At 52.7% G+C, this 21578-nt stretch carries 20 protein-coding genes and 1 tRNA gene; 14 read left to right on the top strand and 7 right to left on the bottom strand.

All coding sequences use genetic code 11. The annotated features are described in order from the left end of the window. Positions 1–6: 6 nt before the first annotated feature. From A3841_RS08380 to A3841_RS08390, 3 genes are all read right to left on the bottom strand, one after another. Positions 7–348 carry a hypothetical protein gene (locus A3841_RS08380; protein ID WP_073851833.1) on the bottom strand — a complete coding sequence of 114 codons (342 nt, stop codon included), beginning with the start codon at positions 346–348 and terminating at the stop codon, positions 7–9. Positions 349–475: 127 nt separating this feature from the next. Continuing rightward, positions 476–2314 (bottom strand): ABC transporter ATP-binding protein, encoded by a 1839-nt coding sequence (locus A3841_RS08385; protein WP_073851834.1) that lies wholly within the window; start codon positions 2312–2314, stop codon positions 476–478. Between the two features lie 395 nt (positions 2315–2709). Next, the gene (locus A3841_RS08390; protein WP_073851835.1) at positions 2710–4371 is read right to left on the bottom strand and encodes a hypothetical protein; all 1662 of its coding nucleotides are present in this window, start codon (positions 4369–4371) and stop codon (positions 2710–2712) included. Positions 4372–4619: 248 nt separating this feature from the next. On the opposite strand from A3841_RS08390, the gene upp reads away from it, so the two are divergent. Together upp and A3841_RS08400 are read left to right on the top strand one after the other, a co-directional pair. Then, entirely contained in the window at positions 4620–5276 is a 657-nt protein-coding gene (upp, locus tag A3841_RS08395; protein WP_073851836.1) for a uracil phosphoribosyltransferase, read from the top strand. Between the two features lie 154 nt (positions 5277–5430). Continuing rightward, positions 5431–5898, top strand: a complete 468-nt coding sequence (locus tag A3841_RS08400) for a hypothetical protein (protein ID WP_235861329.1) — start codon at positions 5431–5433, stop codon at positions 5896–5898. 669 nt (positions 5899–6567) lie between these two features. Here the strand turns inward: A3841_RS08400 and A3841_RS08405 are convergent. Further along, positions 6568–7926 (bottom strand): DEAD/DEAH box helicase, encoded by a 1359-nt coding sequence (locus A3841_RS08405; protein ID WP_073851837.1) that lies wholly within the window; start codon positions 7924–7926, stop codon positions 6568–6570. Between the two features lie 186 nt (positions 7927–8112). Between A3841_RS08405 and A3841_RS08410 the strand changes: the two genes are divergently transcribed. The 7 genes from A3841_RS08410 (at position 8113) to A3841_RS08440 (ending at position 14381) form a co-directional block, all read left to right on the top strand. After that, positions 8113–9336, top strand: coding sequence for a serpin family protein (locus A3841_RS08410; RefSeq protein WP_073851838.1), 1224 nt, complete (start codon positions 8113–8115; stop codon positions 9334–9336). Positions 9337–9410: 74 nt separating this feature from the next. Beyond that, the gene (locus A3841_RS08415) at positions 9411–10745 is read left to right on the top strand and encodes a dihydroorotase (RefSeq protein ID WP_073851839.1); all 1335 of its coding nucleotides are present in this window, start codon (positions 9411–9413) and stop codon (positions 10743–10745) included. A gap of 5 nt (positions 10746–10750) precedes the next feature. Continuing rightward, a complete protein-coding gene (locus A3841_RS08420; protein ID WP_073851840.1) occupies positions 10751–11119 on the top strand; it encodes a DUF6980 family protein in 369 nt (122 codons plus the stop codon). Positions 11120–11535: 416 nt separating this feature from the next. Next, positions 11536–11612 (top strand) — tRNA-His (locus A3841_RS08425). A gap of 92 nt (positions 11613–11704) precedes the next feature. Beyond that, on the top strand, positions 11705–12628 hold the full coding sequence (locus A3841_RS08430; protein ID WP_073851841.1) for a PfkB family carbohydrate kinase: 924 nt from the start codon (positions 11705–11707) through the stop codon (positions 12626–12628). A 186-nt stretch (positions 12629–12814) separates the two neighbouring features. Then, positions 12815–13015, top strand: coding sequence for a hypothetical protein (locus tag A3841_RS08435; RefSeq protein ID WP_073851842.1), 201 nt, complete (start codon positions 12815–12817; stop codon positions 13013–13015). Positions 13016–13142: 127 nt separating this feature from the next. Further along, the gene (locus tag A3841_RS08440) at positions 13143–14381 is read left to right on the top strand and encodes an NAD(P)/FAD-dependent oxidoreductase (protein WP_073851843.1); all 1239 of its coding nucleotides are present in this window, start codon (positions 13143–13145) and stop codon (positions 14379–14381) included. A 255-nt stretch (positions 14382–14636) separates the two neighbouring features. On the opposite strand, the gene A3841_RS08445 is transcribed toward A3841_RS08440, so the two are convergent. Both A3841_RS08445 and A3841_RS19990 read right to left on the bottom strand, forming a co-directional pair. Continuing rightward, positions 14637–16352 carry a M61 family metallopeptidase gene (locus tag A3841_RS08445; RefSeq protein ID WP_073851844.1) on the bottom strand — a complete coding sequence of 572 codons (1716 nt, stop codon included), beginning with the start codon at positions 16350–16352 and terminating at the stop codon, positions 14637–14639. Between the two features lie 454 nt (positions 16353–16806). Next, complete coding sequence (locus A3841_RS19990) at positions 16807–17055, bottom strand: hypothetical protein (RefSeq protein ID WP_139307914.1); 249 nt, start codon at positions 17053–17055, stop codon at positions 16807–16809. Positions 17056–17219: 164 nt separating this feature from the next. Here A3841_RS19990 and rpmH point away from each other — a divergent pair, with 164 nt between their 5' ends. The 5 genes from rpmH (at position 17220) to A3841_RS08470 (ending at position 20876) form a co-directional block, all read left to right on the top strand. Then, positions 17220–17381 carry a 50S ribosomal protein L34 gene (gene rpmH, locus A3841_RS08450; RefSeq protein WP_071784616.1) on the top strand — a complete coding sequence of 54 codons (162 nt, stop codon included), beginning with the start codon at positions 17220–17222 and terminating at the stop codon, positions 17379–17381. 41 nt (positions 17382–17422) lie between these two features. After that, positions 17423–17833, top strand: a complete 411-nt coding sequence (locus A3841_RS08455) for a ribonuclease P protein component (RefSeq protein ID WP_073851845.1) — start codon at positions 17423–17425, stop codon at positions 17831–17833. Between the two features lie 29 nt (positions 17834–17862). Further along, positions 17863–19512, top strand: coding sequence for a S41 family peptidase (locus tag A3841_RS08460; protein ID WP_073851846.1), 1650 nt, complete (start codon positions 17863–17865; stop codon positions 19510–19512). Between the two features lie 137 nt (positions 19513–19649). Then, positions 19650–20345 carry a tRNA (adenosine(37)-N6)-threonylcarbamoyltransferase complex dimerization subunit type 1 TsaB gene (tsaB, locus tag A3841_RS08465; RefSeq protein ID WP_073851847.1) on the top strand — a complete coding sequence of 232 codons (696 nt, stop codon included), beginning with the start codon at positions 19650–19652 and terminating at the stop codon, positions 20343–20345. Between the two features lie 15 nt (positions 20346–20360). Then, positions 20361–20876, top strand: a complete 516-nt coding sequence (locus A3841_RS08470) for a DUF2480 family protein (protein ID WP_073851848.1) — start codon at positions 20361–20363, stop codon at positions 20874–20876. Between the two features lie 379 nt (positions 20877–21255). Here A3841_RS08470 and A3841_RS20490 read toward each other — a convergent pair. After that, the coding region (locus A3841_RS20490; RefSeq protein WP_206073070.1) for a hypothetical protein at positions 21256–21578 on the bottom strand (323 nt) is incomplete at its 5' end.

Below are 21578 nucleotides of genomic sequence, written 5' to 3' on the forward strand. Positions count from 1 at the left end.
AGGTTTTTACGCCACCTCCGCCTGGTGCTCCTCGGCGTAAGTTTCTTTATAGCTGTTGCTTCTAAACGCCTGGCGCTTCTCGTAAAGTGCGGCCTTCAGGTTATTTATCTTCAGTTCGGCGCGATACTTTTCGTGCTGCAGGTCGGCCACGTAAATGCTGCTCATCAGCACACGGGCCAGCATCACCACGCCGCCCACGGCTACCAGTCCTTTATAGAGTGTCAGGACCTCGTTTTCTGCGTTTGTGTTCAAAATAGCATTTTCGTCTATGGCTCCGGCCAGGAGCAGTACCGTGAATATGATATAACCAAACACAAGTACATCGAGGAGTGCTTTTAGAGCTTTCATGCTGCTTTAGCGGTTTAGTACAACAACTGTTTGGCTAAAATTAACAAAAAAATATTATTTGCAAATACTATGTAACTCTAATTTTGCGTTTTAGGCTTTATCGGTATGGAGGAAGTGCAAATCAGGCTTAAACGGTCAGCTGCATCTGTGTCAGTTTTGCGTACAAACCCGAGTGCTCCAGCAACTCCTCGTGCGTGCCTCTTTCCACAATTCTGCCCTGCTGCAGCACCAGGATCTCATCGGCGTGCTGAATGGTACTTAACCTATGCGCGATGACAATGGAGGTGCGGTTTTTCATCAGGTTGGTCAAAGCCTCCTGCACCAGCTTCTCCGATTCCGTGTCCAGTGCCGAGGTGGCCTCATCCAGTATAAGTATAGGCGGGTTTTGCAGGATGGCTCTGGCTATGCTTAAGCGCTGGCGCTGCCCGCCCGACAGCTTGCCGCCCCGGTCGCCGATAACGGTCTGGTATCCGTTGTCAGCGTTGATGATGAACTCGTGCGCGTTGGCGATTTTGGCGGCAGCAATCACCTCTTCTTCTGTCGCATCGGTCTTGTTGAAGGCGATGTTGTTGAAAATCGTGTCGTTGAACAGGATGGACTCCTGCGTGACCACGCCCATCTGCGCCCGCACCGACTCCATGGTATAATCACGGATGTCGTGGCCGTCGATGAGGATGGCGCCGCTGGTGGGGTCGTAAAAGCGCGGCACCAGGTCGGCCAGTGTGGATTTGCCGCCGCCCGAGGGACCTACCAGCGCCACGGTTTTGCCTTTCTGAATACGGAAGTTGATATCCTGCAATACCGGTTTGTTGCCATAGGCAAAGGCCACATCGCGGAACTCGATCTCGTTGCGGAAGGCTGGGAGCACTTTGGCGTTGGGCTTGTTCACGATCTGTGGCTTGGTGTCGATCACCTGCAGCACCCGGTCGCCGGACACCAGGCCGCGCTGGATGTTGCTAAAGGCTGAAGACATGGCTTTGGCCGGCACCAGCACCTGCGAGAACAGGATGATGTAGGTGATAAACTCACTGGCCGACAAATCCGACTCATTGTTGAGCACCATGGTGCCGCCATAAAGCAGCAGCCCCGCCACCACCGACACGCCTAAAAACTCTGAAAGTGGCGAAGCCAGATCGCGTTTGTTGGCAATGGAGCGCTGGATGCGGGCGTAGCGGTTGTTCTGGTCCTGGAACTTACCCAGTATAAACGGCTCGGCATTAAAGGCCTTCACTACACGCATGCCGCTCAGGGTCTCATCAATAATAGTAAGTATAAAACTGAGGGAGTTTTGCCCTTCCTTGGCCTTGCGCTTGAGCCGCTTGGAAATGCCGGCAATGATCCCGCCCGAGAGCGGCAGAAGTATGAGTGAGAACAGCGTCAGCTCCACCGACATGTTAAAGAGCAGTATAAAAAAGGCGATAATGGAAACCGGCTCGCGTATCACCACGGTCAGGGTACTCACCACCGAACTCTCCACTTCCTGAATGTCCACCGTCATGCGGGTCATCAAATCGCCTTTGCGCTCGTTGCTGAAGTAGCCCAGGTGCAGCTCGGTTACGCGCTGGTACACGGACCGGCGCATGTTGCGCACCACGTGTGCCCGCAGCGCCCCCACAATCCGGAAGGCCAGGTAACGGAACAAATTGGCCAGAAACACCGACACGATGATGATGATACAGACGAACATCAAAGCTCCCTGGCGCCCCTGATCAAGAATAACATGGCCAAAATGATAGTAAAAGAAGTCTTTGAAGAACTCCAGATTGAGCGCAAACTCCGGCTTGGTGGCGACCATGGCCATCACCTGTTCCTGCCCCACTTTCCCGAAAAGCACATCCAGCAACGGAATGAGCAGCGTGAAGTTGAACAGGCCAAAAATGATGCCCAGGAAAGTATAAAGGGTATAAAGCGGCACAAACCTGCTGTAAGGCTTGGCGAACTGAAGTATGCGAAGGTAGGTCTTCATGGTGTGGTTGCGGTTGCCAGCAGCTTCTTCTGCACAAGCCTTCTCCGCGAACTGGCAACAAGTATGGCTACAATTGGCAGCCACAAATCAGGGTTAAGTTGTTTATACTTTGGCTATTGCGGTGTGCATTCGCCTAGCCGCTGCAAAGATACTGAAATAGAACGGAGTGATAAATGTAAAGCGGAAGTTTTGGCAAAGCTGCTTAGTAGACGGTACAGCTCTAATGGCATAAGCGGACACATGGCTTTAACCTACCGCGAGCTTTCAGATCGTGGTTAACCATGCCGACAAGCTTTCAGCTTACGTGAGTTATACTTATACTTTCGCGAGCTGAAAGCTCGCGGCAGAAGAAGTATAAAAAAGCCCCTCCTGTTTTCAGGAGGGGCAGGTAGGAATTAAAACTCGTGTAGCCGTTGCGGAATGTTCCAGCGGAGGGCAAAGGAGGTAAAGGACGTGTTGTAGTCCGGTGTCTCGCCTTCTGCCTTTACGCGGCGCACGATCTGCTTGAGGTCTACAAACAGGTTGTGGCGCAGCTGGAACGAAGCCGTCAGGTCGGCGTGCACCTGGTTGGTTTTAACGCCCTGTCCGATCTCGTTTCCGTAGGTGGATACGCGGTCGAGGTAGGAGAGGAGCACGTTGTTGCCATAGTTCAGGGTATCGGTGGCAGAAACTATGTCCTGGCCATACTGGGTGGCAATGGCCTTGGCCGTCAGGTGCAGGCGCGGGATGGGCTGGTAGCGCACAATGCCCACCAGTTCCACCAGGTTAGCCCCCATGGGGTGCGCCAGCGGCTGGCGGTAGTGCTGGAAGTTAGAGAATTCGTCCTCGTACTGGTAAGTATAAGGGCGCAGGGCGTTCACCTCGCCCTGCAAATCCAGGTTCGGGATACCGAAGGCATCGATGTACTTGGCCCCGATCTGGCCGCCAAACTTGTTGCCCCACCAGCCGTTGCCACCTTTCACTTCATCCAGCACAAACTCGTCCAGCGCTACCTGGCCGTACAGCTGCAGGCGGTTCCAGAGGTTCCAGCGGAAATCACCCCCCAGCAGCACGTTATCGGGGCTGCCCAGGCCGTGCTCCACGCTGCGGTAGAAGATGATTGGGTTGAGGTACTGCAGCTCAAAACGGCCCTTGCCGCGCGCAAAGATCACCTGCTCGTACAAACCGAAGTTGAAGTTGTCGGTAATGTTGACGCCTAGGCGGTGCATGGCCATGTATTTCTTCGGATAAAGCTCATCCTTGCGGTTAAACACTGGAATCAGCTCCTGGAAGAGGTTCATGTAGTGCAGCTTCCATACTTTGGTGTTAAGCTTGAGGAAGAAGGCCGGCGGCGCGTAGTCGGAGTAAATGAGGGAGCGGTAGCCGTCGCCGATAAAGTGGCGGTCGTGGCCCAGCTGCACCTCCACGTGCTTGCTCAGGGCGTAGTTCATGTAACCACGAGCCGTGATGTAGTCGGCACCATCCTTTTTGAAATCTTTCCAGAAGCCCTCGTGCGGCACCACGCCATCGCGGCGGATGCGGCGGTTCACATACTCAGGGTAGCGGGCTTGGTTCTCACCTACAAAAAAGTAAAAGCCAAACCGGTCGTCTATACTTCCCTCTATCTGCGCGCCGCGCGTGTTCACGTAGCGCACCCCATCCGACTCGTTATCCACACCCACCTCAAAATGGACTACCGGGTTCACGCGCAGTACAAAATCCTCGGTGTCCACGTGGTAGAGGTCCGATACGTTGCGGTAGAAATGCGTGAGGAAAGGTTTACGGCTCTCGTTCTGCGCCAGGTCGGTGTAGTTCCAGTTGTCGTTGAGCAGGTAAGCGGCGTTAAACTCATCGGCCTTAGAGATCGTGTTGCGGGCGCTGATCTCAGCCAGTTCGGCTACCTCGGCGCGGCCGTAAGGGCGAACGGTCGTGTGCATCTCCGGTAGCTGCTTGCCATACTTTATCTGGTAGCGGTCTATAAGATGATAGGTGTCGCGGTCGTAGGGCATGTAGACGTCCTGCGCCTGCGCCGTGAGGGCGGCAAGCGAAAGGGCAAAGGCACCAAGTATGCGTTTCATGTATAAGTGGTTTGTGTCTATATCAATATTATTAAATGCGAATGTACTGTTTTTAAGGATGATTCTGTTGCTCTGCAGGCTGAATTTATACTTGGCAGGGCCCTGACAGAACGCACCAGGGCGGCTTGTACGTATGCGTTGCGTAAGATGTTAGGAGGAGGCCGTCGCGAAATTTAGCTTCCGCATTGGCGTAAGGCGCGCCCTTGTGTATCTTTGGGAGAGAAACCCGTTATACTTTGGCAGCTATCATGGAAAATAAAAACGTACATATCCTGACGCAAACCCCTTCCCTTGCAAATCATTTTGTAGCCGAGCTGCGCGATGTGCACGTGCATGGCGACAGTATGCGTTTCCGGCGCAACCTGGAGCGCCTGGGCGAGTTGCTGGCTTACGAGATATCGAAAACGCTGCCGTACCAGGAGGTAACGCTTACTACGCCGTTGGCCGAAACACGTACCCAACTACTGACCGAGCAGCCGGTGCTGGCCACCATTCTCCGGGCGGGTTTGCCGCTCTATAACGGGATGCTAAACTATTTTGACAAAGCCTACAGCACCTTTGTGGGTGCTTACCGGGTGGAGGAGGAGAACACCGCGCTGCAGATCAACATGGAGTACCTGGCCTCTACCGACCTGCACGACAAGATCCTGATCCTGGCCGACCCGATGCTGGCCACCGGCCGCTCGCTGGTGAAATCGTACCAGGGCATGCTGCGCCACGGCAAGCCGCTGCAGGTACACTTTGCCGCCGCCATTGCCGCCCCCGAGGGGCTGGCCTACGTGCAGGAGCAGGTGCCCGAGGCGCATATCTGGCTGGGAGCGCTGGATGATCATCTCAACGAGAAAGCCTACATCGTACCCGGCCTCGGCGACGCCGGTGACCTGGCCTTCGGTCCCAAAATATAAAACGGGCAGGTTTTCCCGTTAACAGGAGCCGGTAGGGAAGTATAACGTTGTTTGACCTTTATGTTTCTGCATTAATTTTTTGGCGGATACGTATATACACTGGTGCATCCGTTGCATGATATGATGCTACACCCTTATTAATTTGCTTAAACCTGTGTCTGTAGAAATATTAAAGTACCTCTCGGTGTACCTGGTGAGTATGGTGAAGTTTATCGGGGGGCCTTTAGCGGGTGTCGCTGCCGGACTTACCTATCTGGAGTCGGTGCTGCTGACGGTGGCAGGCATGATGACGAGCGTCGTGATCTTTACCATACTGGGCGAGGCGACCTCCAAGTGGCTGGCAGCAAGGCGCAGGGCCAGGCAGGAGCCGGTATTCAATAAAAAGACCCGGCGCATTGTGCAGATCTGGCAGCGTTTTGGCGTGCCGGGCGTGGCTTTTCTGACGCCTGTTATCTTTACCCCCATCTTCGGAACCATTGTGGTAGCCCTGTTCGGGGCTCCGCGCAAGTATATCTTCATCCACATGCTCTGGAGCGCCATTGTGTGGAGTGCCGTCCTCAACCTGATGGTGTTTGAATTTGGCGACGTGGCCGAAAATCTGCTCTTAAGCATCAAGTTCTGATAAAAGGTGTTGCTCTTGTAAGTACCCGATCCAGCCACCCCTCTGCTTTCACCCCACCCCAACCCTCCCCTAAAAACAGGTGAGGGAGCTTTTGCCGTATCGGGACCAACCACCCCTAACCCCTCCTTACCTAAGGAGGGGAATTTCACCTCTCCCCAACCCTCTCCTCAAGGTAGAGATGACAAATAGCAGCAGCTATCGAATTAGAACCCAGTTTTTCTGTGAGGCGCCTATGCGAGTTTTTCCGGTGCCGAACGATAGTGAGGCATTGCGACGTCAGGAGCAAAGGAAAAGCTCCCAGCGCCGAGCAGGAAAACGAGCCCTCTCGGGCTTGAGAGCACCAAAGTCAGAAATGCAACAGTAGATTTGTGGGAACTACAGGATCAGCGGTTGCTAGCAAGGATAGCTTGGTTCAAATGGAAGGAAGCGGCGGCGATGAAAGTATAAGTATGATTAAAGTATAAAGTATGCCTCACGCGGATTGCAGATCCGCGGCTATTATACTTCCGGATTGCAAATCCGAAAGAGCGGAAGGAAAAGTAGCAAGTATGACCCAAGTATAAAGTATGATTTTCTAAGCCATTCTATTTACGGATTCAACACCATCGTCAGGCACAAGTATAAACAAGAACGTCCCGAAGTGTAAGTATACTTCGGGACGCGCCATTTTTATTTCCTGCGGCTGCCTTTCTTCTTCGTCTTTTGCCAGACGGAGTTTTTAGGGTCGCCTTTCTTTTTGCCTTTCTCGAAGTTGGACTTGTGCTTGCCTTTTTTCTCATGGAAGGCACCTTTAAAGTCAGGGTTCTCGGTGCGTTTCTGGTGGTCTATGTCGCGGGCGATGGCCTGCTGCTCCTCAAAGGTTATCTCGTGGATCTTTACCTCCGGCGGCATTGGCTGCTCGGGAATCCGCATCCGGATCAGCTTTTCGATCTTGCGGATGTGGTACATCTCAGCCGGGTTAGCAAACGTAATAGCGGCCCCTGCGTTTTCAGCGCGACCTGTCCGGCCAATGCGGTGCACGTAATCCTCGTACACAAACGGTACATCAAAATTGATCACGTGGCTCACCATCGTTACATCAATGCCGCGCGAGGCCACATCGGTCGCTACCAGAAAGCGCACTTCGCCACCTTTAAAGGCTTCCATGGAGTTAATGCGCGTATTCTGGCCCTTGTTGCCGTGTATCGCCCGCACCTCGCCGTACTCGCGCCGCTCCAGGAACTTGGCCACATCCTCCGCATTCTTCTTGCTCCGGGTAAAGATGATCACGCGGTTAAACGTCTCCCTGTCCTGGATAATGTGCTCGAGCATCGCGATTTTGGTGCGCAGGTTCGGCACCTGGTACAATACCTGGCTTACGGTTTCTACGGGCGTGGCCTGCGGTGTAACCTCTATGCGGGTCGGGAACTCCAGAAACTCTTCCGAGAGCTCCACTACTTTCGGGTGCATGGTAGCCGAGAACAACAGGTTCTGGCGCTTGCGCGGGATCACCTCCAGCATCTGGCGGATCTGCGGCATAAAGCCCATGTCCATCATTTTGTCGGCTTCGTCCAGCACCAGCGTTTTTACTTCCTTCAGGATCAACTCGCCCTTCAGGTAGAGTTCCATCAGCCGCTTTGGTGTGGAAACCAGTATATCGAGTCCCTTATTGATCGTTTCGATCTGGGTTTTGGGGCCGAGGCCTCCGTAAATAACGGTATGGCGGATGTCGGTATACTTACCCAGCAGCGTGATGTGCTCCTCGATCTGCATGGCCAGCTCGCGGGTAGGGGCAAGTATGATGGCGCGTGGGTTCATGCCCTGCGCATACTTTACCTTCATCAGGATAGGCAACAGGAAAGCGGCTGTTTTGCCGGTTCCGGTCTGGGCAATGCCCATCACGTCGTGTCCGCCCATTATGACCGGAATTGCCTTTAACTGTATGGGCGTGGGCTTTTCGTAGCCAGCCTCTTCAATGGCGTTCAGCAGCTGCCTGTTCAGCTTAAAATCCTCGAACGTGGTTATCTCTTTCTCTGCTTCTTCGGCCATGGGGATACTTTATACTTGGTGTTGATGTGCAAAGGTACGGGATTTTTGCGGGAGGGAGGTGAAATGATGCCAACGCGTTTGACTTACTTGGCTGGAACGACTTACCTTTCAAGGCCATTGCAACCCTTTGTCTTACACCAGGGTCTTTAAGAAAAGAACGCATACGTTGCCCGGGACGCCACTGCCATGAACAAAAACATCCTTCTCCTAAGTATAGCCACCACGGCTGTCATGCTGTTTTCCGCCTGCCAGCAGGACGATGTTGCGGACAACGCTCCCAACATACGCGCCCTAACCGTACAGGAGCAGAAAACCGTGGAAAGCTCCAACGACTTTGCCTTTCGTGCCTTTGCGCAGCTCAGCAAGGCAGAGCAGGACAACATCTTTATCTCGCCGCTAAGTATAAGTATGGCCTTGGGCATGACCTATAACGGGGCCGATGGCGCTACCAAAGAAGCCATGCAAGAGACGCTGGGCTTTGGCAACGCAAGCGATGAGGAGATCAACAAGTCCTTCAAAGATCTGACAGCCTTACTCAAGGGCATCGATAAACGAGTGGTGTTTACCTCGGCCAACTCGCTCTGGCACCGAAATGACATCCGCTTGCAGGCTCCTTTTATCGAAACCAATAAAACGTACTTTGATGCCACCGTGCAGGGCCTGGATTTCTCCTCGCCGGCGGCCAAAGACCAGATAAACGGCTGGGTGAAGGACAAAACCAATGGGAAGATTGAGAGCATTGTAGAGAAGGTAACTCCCAGTCATGTATTATTCCTGATCAACGCCATATACTTTAAAGGCACCTGGACCTATCCCTTCGATAAAAAGCTGACGCAGCCAGGGCAGTTCTTCCTCGAAAATGGTACCACGGTTACCCACGACTTCATGACCATGAAGGATGGGGAGTATCTATACTATCGGGCAGGCAACAAGCAAATGATTGATCTGCCTTACGGAAACCAGCAGTTCAGCATGACGCTCCTGGTGCCTGATGGCAGCAGTACGGTTGATGCTGTAGTAGAAGAGTTGAGCGCCGGGAAATTAACGTCCTGGCTGGCAGAAGCAGATACTACAAGTATGGAACTGCACCTGCCCAAATTTAAGCTGGAGTATGAAAAAGAATTGAAAGACCTATTGAAACAGTTGGGGATGGGCCTGGCCTTTAGCTCGCAAGCCGATTTTAGCCGCATGGTAGAGGGGCACAGCAACCTGGCCATTTCAGAGGTAAAGCATAAAACCTTTGTGGAAGTGAACGAAGAGGGCACCGAGGCCGCTGCCGCTACGTCTGTTGGCATACAGTTTACCTCCGCATCACCTTCCATCCGCATCGACCGGCCCTTCGTTTTCATGATCCGGGAGAAGTCCTCCAACGCCATACTCTTTATTGGTAAGCTGATGCGGCCGGAGTAACCGACAAACCAATAGGATTTCTGCCGGAAACTAAGATAATGTGTTAATTTTGTTCAACACGTATCTTAGCAAGTATGAAATCAATCCTCATCCAGAACGCTCAACTCGTAAACGAAGGAAGTATCACCACGGCTGATGTGCTGGTGCAGAACGGCCGCATCGCGCAGATCGGGCAACGTATAAGTGCAGAAGCTGACCAAATCATCGACGCCACCGGTTTATACTTGCTGCCCGGCGTCATCGATGACCAGGTGCACTTCCGCGAGCCCGGCCTGACGCACAAGGCAAGTATAGCCACCGAGGCCCGCGCGGCGGTGGCTGGCGGTACCACCTCGTTTATGGAGATGCCCAACACGGTGCCGAACGCTACCACGCAGGAACTGCTGGAGGATAAGTATAAAATCGCGGCCGAAACTTCGCTGGCCAACTACTCCTTCTACATGGGCGCCACCAACGATAACCTGTCCGAAGTGCTGCTCACCAACCCCAACACGGTTTGCGGTATCAAGATCTTTATGGGCTCTTCTACAGGCAACATGCTGGTGGATAACGAGCAGACGCTGGAGCAGATCTTCTCCAAAGCCAAGCTGCCGATTGCGGTGCACTGCGAGGACGAGCAAACCATCCGCGACAACATGGCCATTTACGAGGCTAAGTATGGTGAGGACATCCCGGTGAAATGCCACCCCGAAATCCGCAACGAAACCGCCTGCTTCAAGTCATCTTTTCTGGCCGTAAAGCTGGCCGAAAAGCACAACACGCGCCTGCACATCCTGCATATTTCCACTGAGGAGGAGCTGAAGCTGTTCCGCAACGACATTCCGCTGGAGCAAAAGCGCATCACCGCCGAAGTATGCGTGCACCACCTGTGGTTCGATAAAGAGGATTACGACACCTATGGCACCCAGATAAAGTGTAACCCGGCCGTAAAAGAGGCGCGCCACAAAGAAGGGCTACTGAAAGGACTGCTGGAAGACAAACTGGACGTGATCGCCACCGACCATGCCCCGCACCTGTGGGAAGAGAAGCAGGGCAAGTATAAACAGGCGCCATCCGGGGTGCCGCTGGTGCAGCACTCGCTGCAGATGATGCTCGAGTTTGTAAAACAAGGAAAGCTGACGCTGGAGAAGGTGGTAGAGAAGATGGCACACGCACCAGCCATACTTTTCAACGTGCGCGAGCGTGGCTACATAAGAGAAGGCTACTGGGCCGATCTGGTGCTGGTAGACCTGAACAAACCCTACACTGTTACCAAAGAGAATATCTATTACAAGTGCGGCTGGTCACCTTTCGAAGGCCATACGTTCAGCGCAACCATCACCCACACGTTGGTTTCCGGCCACCTGGCCTTTGCCAACGGCGCATTTGACGAGCGCAAAAAAGGCGAGCGAATGCTGTTTGACCGGTAGAAAGCATGGAGCTGGAGAAATTCAAAGAGCTGCACGCCCGCTTTTTCGGGAAGGAGCTGCCGGAGGAGGTAACCGACACGGAGGAGTACGAGGCGTATGTGGAGGCCATCCACGAGGATGAGGTATGCTATAACTGGGCTACCGCCGAAAAGCTAAATGCCAAAGGCTTTGCCTATGAAAGTTACTGCTGCCTGATGCTGGCCGACAAAGTATACCAAAGCCTGGATGAAGACGGCGAGATAAAGTATGACGACCCGGACGTGATCATCAACAAGTGGGATGAAGGCTTGTACGGCATTCCGGTGCACGACGGAGGCGCCTCGATGGTGGTGATCAACTACTGCCCCTGGTGCGGCACGAAACTGAGTAAGTAAAAACCAGAAGTATGGCGCGAGCGTCCTCGCTTGTGTCAGAATATAGCTGGGCGTACCGTAGTTAATCATACCGCCAGTTTGAGCACAGCGGTAACTGGTGGTTTAGCTTTGAGCCAGTTTGTAACTGGCGTATTGGGAAATTATCGTTTCGCCAGTTACAAACTGGCCCTATGCTCAGCCACAAGTTGCAAACTTGCGGCATATAGTACTCTTTGCCTGGTCAGAAGTTGGTACACTGCAGCTGTCCAGATGGTTAGTTGGGGCGGTGCCGTTTTTGCTGGCCGAACTGGCATACCTTTATACCTGTTTGCGTAAGTATAAAGGCAGCAGGTAACTGAAATTTTTATGCAAAAATGTACGCAGAGTATTGCATAATGTGATTTGCTGCGTATATTTGCACTCTCAAATGAGACACGGTGGTTGTAGCTCAGTAGGTTAGAGCACCAGATTGTGATTCTGGGGGTCGTGGGTTCGAGCCCCATCTTCCACCCCAAGCCCTTGAAGCGAACCTTCAAGGGCTTTTTCGTTTATATTGCATGAGAGTCTATTCACTCATGCAAAAATCACTCATTCAAAATTAAATATATGAGCTTAGTAGTAGTAGGTTCGATGGCGTTTGATGCGCTGGAAACCCCCTTCGGAAAAACAGATAAGATCGTGGGCGGTGCGGCCACCTATATTTCCCTGTCGTCTTCATACTTTGTAAAGCCGGTAAACGTGGTGTCGGTAGTGGGTGGCGATTTTGATCAGAGCCACGTGGAACTGATGCACCAGCGCGGCATCAGCACCGAAGGCATGCAGGTAAAGGAGAACGAGAAATCCTTTTTCTGGTCGGGCCGCTACTTTAACGACATGAACAGCCGCGAAACGCTGGTAACGGAACTCAACGTGCTGGGCGATTTCGACCCGATCATCCCCGACAGCTACCAGGGCTGCGAGTACCTGATGCTGGGCAACCTGGCGCCACAGGTACAAAAAACCGTGATCGAGCGCCTCCGCAACCGGCCGAAGCTGATCGTGATGGACACCATGAACTTCTGGATGGACATTGCCCTGGACGAGCTGAAAGAGACCATAAAGCTCATCGATGTGCTTTCAATCAACGATGAGGAGGCGCGCCAGCTGAGCGGCGAGTACTCTTTGGTGAAAGCCGCGAAGAAAATCATGGCGATGGGCCCCAAGTTCCTGATCATCAAAAAAGGAGAGCACGGCGCCTTGCTGTTTAACGAGGAGAAGGTGTTCTTCGCGCCGGCCCTGCCGCTGGAGGAAGTATTTGACCCAACCGGCGCTGGCGATACCTTTGCGGGTGGTTTTATCGGCTACCTGGCCAGCTCCGGCGACATCAGCTTTGAAAGTATGAAGCGCGCTGTGATCTACGGATCTGCCATGGCCTCGTTCTGCGTAGAGAAATTCGGTACTGAGCGCCTGAAAAACCTGACCCAGGAGGAGATCGACGGCCGCGTGCGGCAGTTCGTGAACCTGGTGGCGTTTGATACCGTGCTACAGTAAGTATAGCCAGATATAAAGTATAGAAAGGGAGGCTTCGGCTTCCCTTTTTTATTTTAGATGAGTGCAAAAAAAGACTCTCGTTTGGCGCTTTTCGATAGCTTCTTACAGATGAGGTGCAGCATCTAAGTGCAACAAAGTAGGGCCCGATGTGGTAAACTATACTATACACTATGAGAACAACAAGCTATGAGTATCAAGAATGAGAATAAGAAGAATTTGGATGAGTTAAAGAAAAACAATCCGAATCAGGAAGACCAGAGTAAGCTGATGGGCAATATCGATGATAACCCGGTACGCAATAAACTGAACAAGGACGCCACGAAAGTGCAGAACCCGAACCGCAACCTGGCAAAGGGCGGTAACAATACGCCATACGATAAAAAGTAAGGCGTTCGACACAAAATAAGCTATGAAAACTACGGAAGGAAAGCTCTTGACAAGGGCTTTCTTTTTTTGTGCCCATGCTGTGTGGTTTGGCGGCTTCTGCTATCTTTAGCTGGCTTTATACTTTACCATGCACCAAACCGATATTTGTATACTCGGCGCCGGACCTGCCGGAGCCACCGCCGCGCTGCACCTCGCCAACAAAGGCATCTCATCGCTCTTGCTCGACAAAGCCGCTTTCCCGCGCGATAAAGTATGCGGCGATGCCCTGAGCGGCAAAGTGGTAAACGAGCTGCGCCGCATCGCCCCGGAGTTGCCCGCGCTACTAGGCCAGCAGCAGGAGGCGCTGCCCTCGTGGGGCATCCATTTTATCTCGCCGGGTGGCCACAGGCTGAGCGTGCCGTTCAAGTATAATTACAAACCCGCGCAGGACACACCGGCTGGCTACATTTCCAAGCGCATTCATTTCGATAATTTTTTAGTGGAGCAGGTGCGGCAGCGCCCGGAGATCAATTTTCGGGAGAACGTGGACGTGGCCAAGTATGAGCGCACACCAGAGGGAGGGTTTATACTTTCGGATAAGCAGGGGCAGCCGTTAGTGCAGGCAAAACTGCTGCTGGTGGCCAATGGGGCGCAATCAGGGTTTACGCGGCATGTGGCAGGGTTGGAGCAGGAGCCGGAGCATTATTGCGCAGGACTGCGGGCTTATTATAAAGGTGTGGAAAGTATGGATGGAGATGGCTTTATAGAGCTGCACTTCTTCAGGGATTTCCTGCCGGGCTACTTCTGGATCTTTCCGCTGCCCAACGGGCAGGCGAATGTGGGGGTGGGCATGCTGAGCAGCGCCGTGAGCAGTAAGAAAGTGAACCTGAAAAAGGAAATGCTCCGCATGATAGCCTCACACCCCGAACTGCAGCGGCGCTTTGCCAAGGCAGAACTGGTAGACGACATCCGTGGGTTCGGGCTGCCGCTGGGCTCCCGCAAACGCGTTATTTCCGGCGATAACTACATGCTTTTAGGCGATGCCGGCGCTTTGATTGACCCTTTTACCGGCGAGGGCATCAGTAACGCCATGATCAGCGGGCGCTGGGCAGCAGCGCAGGCAGAAAAGTGCCTGGCGGAGCAGAATTTCTCCGCCCAGTTCATGCAAGGCTACGATAAAGCCGTGTACAACCGCCTCTGGAAAGAACTTAAGCTGAGCCGCCAGATGCAGAAACTCCTGAATTACCCTTGGCTGTTCGATAAAGTGGCCAGCAAAGCCTCCAGAAATCAAGCCCTCGCCGAAACCATCTCCTGCATGTTCAACGACCTGGATCTGCGCGAGCGGCTACGGCAACCGTCGTTTTACGCCAAGCTGCTGTTTAATTAGAGGAATTTAAATATAGCCCCGCCCCTCTAACAAGGCTGTTTCATTTTATTTGCAATGCTTCTAAACCTCTCTGTCATTCTGTTAAGAAACTTGGTAGAATGGAGGTTAAGCCTACGCAACTCGCTACCAAGATCCTTTCAGGATGACAAAATGAAGAGAATGAAATGACCTTATCTTCAAAGACCAGTTTTCTGCATAACCTGGCGGCATATTCCCCTCCTTGGAGGGGTAGGGGTGGGTTAAGTATCATGCATCTTAAAAGGTCTGCTTTAGCCACAGCCTGAAGTTCTCTTTCTCCGCCGCTGTGACGTCCTGCCGCTTTTGCACGCTATACTTGCTGTAGTAGCTTTGGCCGTTTGCCTCCAGCCTTACCACCCGCAGCTGCTTCTCCCGGAACAAGGCCAATTCCATTTCCTGCGGTTCCAGCGCCAGTAGTTGTTGTAGGTTGCTCTCCAGTTTGCGTCCGTTCAGGGCCACCAGCTCATCGTCTATGCTTAGCAGCTCACTGGCCGGAGAACCGGGGGCAATGGCCGTCACTTTTATACTTGCTTCTGATGAAATCTTGAATCCATACTTACCTTCGTACATGAGCGGATTCTGCTGTTCAGCCAGCGTGCAGCCCACATAGCGCAAGACCTCATCCAGTGCAGGTTCTATAGGTTCGGTGCCGTTGATATACTTGTCAAAGTATGATTGGAGCGACTGCCCGGCTACCTCATCCACTAATTCCGCGTAATCCTGCTCGCTATAGCCGATGTTCTTTTTACCGAAACGTTCCCAAAGCTCCCGCATCACCACATCCATACTTGCTTTGTTGCCGGTGACCTGGCGCAGTTGCAAGTCCAGGAGCAGAGCCGTGAGGGCGCCTTTGATGTAGATGGATACTTTGCGGTCGGGAATGCCGGGCTTGTAGCCGTCCAGCCACAGATCAAAGGAGGAATCGGCGACGGAGAGGTTATGGCGGCCGTAGTCGGCAAAGTAGCGTTGCAGGGTGGTGTTGAGTTCCTCAAAGTATGCCTCGGCGGTGAAGAAACCGCTGCGCGCCAGTAGGTAGTCGCCGTAGTACGTGGTGATGCCCTCGGCCACGTAGCCGGTTCTGAAGTAGTTCTCCTGCGCAAAGTTGTACGGCAGCATCTCCTTTGGCCGGATCTTCTTGATGTTCCAGGTATGGTAAAGCTCGTGCGAGCTCACGCCCACAAACTCTTTATATAAGGCCGGCGACATAAGGAGCTCGCCTGGCCCCAGCGTGATGACGGTAGAGTGGCTGTGCTCCACGCCGTGGTAGTAGCGGTAAGGCAGGATTTGGTTCAGATAATGATATTCCGGCACCGGAAAATCGCCGAACACCTCCAGTTGCTCTTTAGTAAAGCCGATGAAGTCCTGCTTGATTTTCGCCCAGTCCGGCTTACAATTCCCCTGTAGCCAGATGTGGAAAGTATAACCATTCACTTCAAACGTTTCCCGCTTCAGGCTGTCGCTGGCGATGAAGGGACTGTCCACCAACGCGTCAAAGCTGGTTGCCTCTAAAGTATGTTTTCCTGTCTCCGGCAAGCCGCAGGCAATTTGCCACTCCTCCGGCAGCTGCAACTGCAGCTGGCAAGGCTCCTGCTCGCGCCCTTCTACCGCCATCAGGCAGTTAATCGGGTTGAGGTAAAGCTGCTCCTCGTCCAGCCACGAACCTCCGGCGTCCATCTGGCGCGCAAAAAAGCTGTAGCTGATCGCTACTTCCGAAGCACCTCCGGTCTGCACCTGCCAGCGATCTTTGGTTACTTTCTCGATGGTGATGCTCTCTCCGTTGGCAGAGGCGGACACAGTGCGCAATCTCTGGGCAAACTGCTGTAGTTCGTACCGTCCGGGTCGCCAGGCGGGCAGCTGCAAGTATAGCTCCTGCTGCTGGTTTGCTTTTATCGTGATGACGATATCCACAAAATGCGTAAGCGGGTTCTGGTAAGAAAGGTGGTAGTAGATCATAGTTTATCGGGCTGATGCGTCAGATTATACTTTGGTTTTGCAAAGCTATGTACGTGGATTGAAAAGTGGGAAGTTATTCTTCTATCCGGAGGCTTTGTTAATTTCCTGCTCGCTGGATCCAACCACCCCTAACCCCTCCCCCGAAACAAGTTCGGGATCCTAGACTTGTCAAAGGCGGGGAATGTTCCGCAGACGATTACACCCCTATGGTCCCCTCAAGGGGACAATTTATACTTGGTTCAAGCTCCCTCAGCCATAGCTATCGAATCTGATCCCAGCCTTTGGGTTGAGCGCCTATGCGAGTTTTTCCGGTGCCGAACGAGAGTGAGGCATTGCGACGCAGGAGCAAAGGAAAAGCTCCCAGCGCGATGCCCGAAGGCGAGCCCTCTCGGGCTTGAGAGAGCCAAAGTCAGAGATGCAACGGTAGGCTTGTAAGACTGAGGATGAACGGAAGCTAGTAAAGATAGCTTGGCTCAAGAAGAAGGAAGCAGCGGCTATGGAAGGCACAAGCGGACGCTTGCGCCAGAGAAGGCATGAAGTATAAACCAGCAAGTATGAAGTATAAAGTATGACCTGCGCGGATTAGGAAATCTGCTGCAGAAGTGGTTCCGGACAAAGATGTCCGGAACAGCGGTATAGCAGAAGTATAAAGTATAGGTGCAAGTATAAAGTAGAGGCAAAGCAGGTAGTACGGTCGCTTCAAAGTATAAAACCCGTCCTTACAAGCCTGTAAGGCTCCCCGGAGACGCCTGTTTCAACATCAAAACACAGCCGATCAGCATCTTTTCACAAAAATTATGAACCAGGCTTTGCTATTCTTTAAAGGTTTACTAATTTTGCAGGCCATAATAAAACCATTGGCAGACGATGAAAAGAACATTCCAGCCTTCTCAGAGAAAAAGAAGAAACAAGCACGGTTTCAGATCAAGAATGGAAACCGCTAACGGTAGAAGAGTATTGGCCAGCAGAAGAGCCAAAGGCAGAAAGAGACTGACAGTTTCTAGCGAGAAAAGACATAAGGCAGCTTAATTCCTGATTCAGGAATTGGTTTCGCTATTGTATAGCCGCTAATGGATTCAGCAGCAGCTAACGAGCAGCAAGCCGGCCAGCCTCATAGTTATACATTTTCGAAAGAAGAACACTTGTGCCATAAGCGGCTCATTTCGCTGCTGTTCGCCAAGGGTTCTTCTTTTAATTTGTATCCGCTGCGGTTTGTGTATTACACGCCGCAGGACCTGCCGCCTGGGCAAACCCAGGTGCTCATCTCCGTTTCCAAGCGCTACTTTAAGCGTGCCGTAGACCGCAACCGCCTCAAGAGGCAAATGCGCGAGGCATACCGCCTTAACAAGCACCTCCTGTTGCAGCACCCGGACCAGGCGCCACGCCTGCTGGGCATCCTGTACATCGGCAAGGAAAAAAAATCCTTCCACTCTATCCAAAAAAAACTAATTTCAGGTTTGGAGCGTTGTCTAAATAAATAGACTTTCCTGCGTCTCCTTAGCCTGATATTATGTACAAGAAAACTATAACCGGCCTGCTGGTGGGCGTTTTTGCCCTGGGCCTCTTCTCTTTCAAAAACGATTCCGATAAATACTTCGAGATAGCTAAGAACCTGGACGTTTTTGCCACGCTGTTTAAAGAAGTAAATACCTATTACGTGGACGATGTGCCCCCGGCCCAGATGATGCGCGAGGGCATTGACGCCATGCTCAAGTCACTCGACCCCTACACGAATTACATTCCCGAAGACGATATTGAGGATTTCCGCACCATGACCACCGGCCAGTACGGCGGAATCGGCGCGATCATTGGCAGCCGCGACGGCAAAGTGGTGGTGCAGATGCCCTACGAGAACTCCCCGGCGCATAAAGCAGGCCTCTCCATCGGCGACGAAATCCTGAAAGTGAACGGCGTGGACGTGCGGGGCAAGTCTACCGAAGAGGTGAGCAAGCTGCTGAAAGGCCAGGCTAACACGACCATCAAACTGGAAGTGCGCAGCTACGGACAGAACAAGTCCAGAAACCTGGAACTGCTGCGGGAGAATATCATGGTGGATAACGTGCCCTACTATGGCATGCTGGATGGCGAGATCGGCTACCTGCAGCTATCGGGCTTTACCGTGGATGCGGGCAAGGAAGTGAAGACGGCGGTGCAGAAGCTGAAGGAAATGGGCGCTAAAAAGATCGTGTTTGATTTGCGCGATAATCCGGGTGGCCTGCTGCATGAGGCAGTGAATATCTCGAACGTTTTTGTGGAGAAGGGCCGCGACATTGTAAGCACCAAGGGTAAGGTAGAGGAGTGGAACAAGACCTATAAGGCGCTGGACGAGCCGCTGGACCTGGAGATGCCACTGGTGGTGCTGACCAGTTCGCGCAGCGCATCGGCCTCCGAGATTGTGGCCGGCGTGATGCAGGACTATGACCGGGCCGTGCTGGTAGGGGAGCGCACCTTTGGTAAAGGCCTGGTGCAGGTAACGCGCCCGCTGTCTTACAACTCACAACTAAAAGTAACCACGGCTAAATATTATATACCAAGCGGCCGTTGCATCCAGGCCATCGATTATGCCCACCGCAACGAAGACGGCAGCGTGGCCACTATTCCGGACTCGCTTCGCGCAGCCTTTAAAACAGCAGCGGGCAGAGTGGTGTACGATGGCGGAGGCGTTAGCCCTGATGTGGAGGTAGAGCAGCCAGCCTTCTCCGAGATCACCAGAACCATCGCGGGCAAAGGCTACTTCTTCGACTATGCCAACAAGTATAAAGCAGAGCATCCGGGCATCCCTTCAGCCAAAGAGTTTAAACTGACAGATGCCGAGTACAAGAAGTTCGTGTCTTACCTGGACGACAAGGACCTTGCCTATACCACCGCCATTGAGAACGAGCTGGAAGACGTTGCTTCTAAGGCCAAGGAAGGCAAACACTATGATGATATCCAGGCAGAGCTTGACGCCATCAGAAAGAAAGTATCCCATAACAAGTCGAACGACCTGATGCGCTTCCGCACTGAGATTCAGGAAATGCTGGAGGCGGAGATCGCCTCGCGCTACTACCTGCAGAAAGGCTATATTGAGTCTTCGTTTGATGATGACCCCGATATTCTGGCAGCGGTGCAGGTGCTGAACGACCCAGCCAAGTATAAGTCATACCTGAAGGCCAACTAAAAGTATAAAACGCAAACAGGGGAGGGAGGTGCAGCAGTGCCTTCCTCTTTTGCATTGGAGGCAGCTATACTTTTGGAGGCTTCGCCTGCATGGCGTAATTTTGCGGTCAATCTTATAAACTATAACCATACTTGCCCATGCCGTTGTTGCTCGCGCTCGAAACCTCTACCACTGTCTGTTCTATCGCACTATATAAAGAGCAGCGGTTGCTGGGGGCCTCTGAGTTGCAGATCGAGAAATCGCACTCTTCTCACATCACCGTCATGGTGTCGCAGTTGGTGGAAAATTGTGGGGCCACGCTGCAGGAGTTGAGCGCGGTGGCTGTCTCGGGTGGTCCGGGTTCTTATACCGGTTTGCGCATCGGCACCTCCACGGCCAAAGGGTTGTGCTACTCGCTTAATATCCCGCTGCTGGAGGTTTCTACCTTATATGGATTGGCAGCCCAGGTTATTGCCATGACGCCAAACCCGGAACGCTACCTGTTCTGCCCGATGCTGGATGCCCGCCGCATGGAGGTTTATACTTGCCTGCTCACGCACGAGCTGCAGGAGGTGGAGCCAATCGCGCCGGTGGTGCTGGAGGAGCATTCGTTTGAGGGGAGGCTGAAGGAGCGGCCGATCATCTTTTTCGGAAGCGGTGCCACAAAGTATAAAAGTATGGTAAACACCGGGGCGAATGCCTTGTTCATAGAGGGAGTGCTGCCATCGGCCAAGACAATAGGCCTGCTGGCGCTGCCAAAGTATGCGCAACGGGCCTTCGAAGACGTAGCGTATTATGAACCCTTCTACCTGAAGGATGTTTATATAACGAGCCCAAGTAAAGGAGCAAAGTAAAAAGGAGATATAACCATGTCAGAAGAAATTATAAACCGCGTGGCGCAAAGTGCGCTGGTAACCCTGAACCTGGAGTTGCTGTTGCACCCGGGCGAGCGGATAGTATATGATATAAAGGATAACCTGTTCCAGGGACTGATCCTGCGCGAGAAAGACTTCCGTGCTTTTGTGAAAGATCACGATTGGTCGCAGTATGAAGGTAAAAACGTGGCCATCACCTGTTCCGTGGATGCCATCGTGCCGACCTGGGCTTACATGCTGCTGGCCTCGAAGCTGCAGAACTACGCCAACTACTATGTCTTCGGCGATCTGGAAGCATTGGAGCAGGCATTGATGCAGGAGGCGATCGCTAAAGTGGATATGGAGGAATACCGCGATGCCAAGGTGGTAGTGAAAGGCTGCGGAAGTATACCTGTACCACCGTATGCGTATGTAGAGGTAATGCGAAAGCTAACACCGGTGGCAGCAAGTGTCATGTATGGGGAGCCCTGCAGTACCGTGCCGCTCTATAAGAAGCCAAAAAATGCGTAGCGCATAAAGATTATCAAACAATATGGGGGCATGAGGAACTAACTCGTGCTCCCTTGTTGTTACTTCTAAGCGCCCGAAAGTATAGATTGCCAGTTGGGCAATCCGGTGTTAGAGATTCTTTGAAAACTTTTCCGGCTCTTCCTCAGGTGTTTCCGGTGTGGCAACATCTTTTTTCAGCGGCAGGTATTGTAAAGCCGGGACTTCTTTTTACTTTTGCATCCCGTTCAGCAGGAGCGGGAGTGCAGAGAAGGCGGAGTGGAAGGGGAAAACCCCGGGAAGCGCCCCCTGGAAAAAAAGTTCTGACCAGGCCTTGCGGCTTCGAAAAGCTTTCTTACCTTTGCATCCCGTTTCGGCAGGAGGCGGTCAGCGGGAAGGCTTGCTAACACAGGCAGGGGCTTGCTAACACAGGGCTGAGGCCCGGTGCGGCGAGGCGGGAAAAGCGGGAAAAATCTTTCAGTGATTCGCTTGGAAATCGAAAAAGGCTGCTTACCTTTGTCACCGCTTCCAAAAGGAGCTTCTTGAGGCCGGCAGGGCTAAAGAAAAAAAGAGTGAAAAAGTTGCTTGGGATTTTAGAAAGCTTTCTTACCTTTGCAACCCGCTTCGAAAGGAAGCGCCGCCGCCGGCAGGGCAGCGGAAAGAGAGAGAAAAAAAACACCGCAAGGTAGTTGGGAATTGAGAAAAGATTTCCGACCTTTGCACCCC

The organism is Pontibacter flavimaris (genome assembly GCF_001907195.1).
Taxonomy (GTDB): domain Bacteria; phylum Bacteroidota; class Bacteroidia; order Cytophagales; family Hymenobacteraceae; genus Pontibacter; species Pontibacter flavimaris.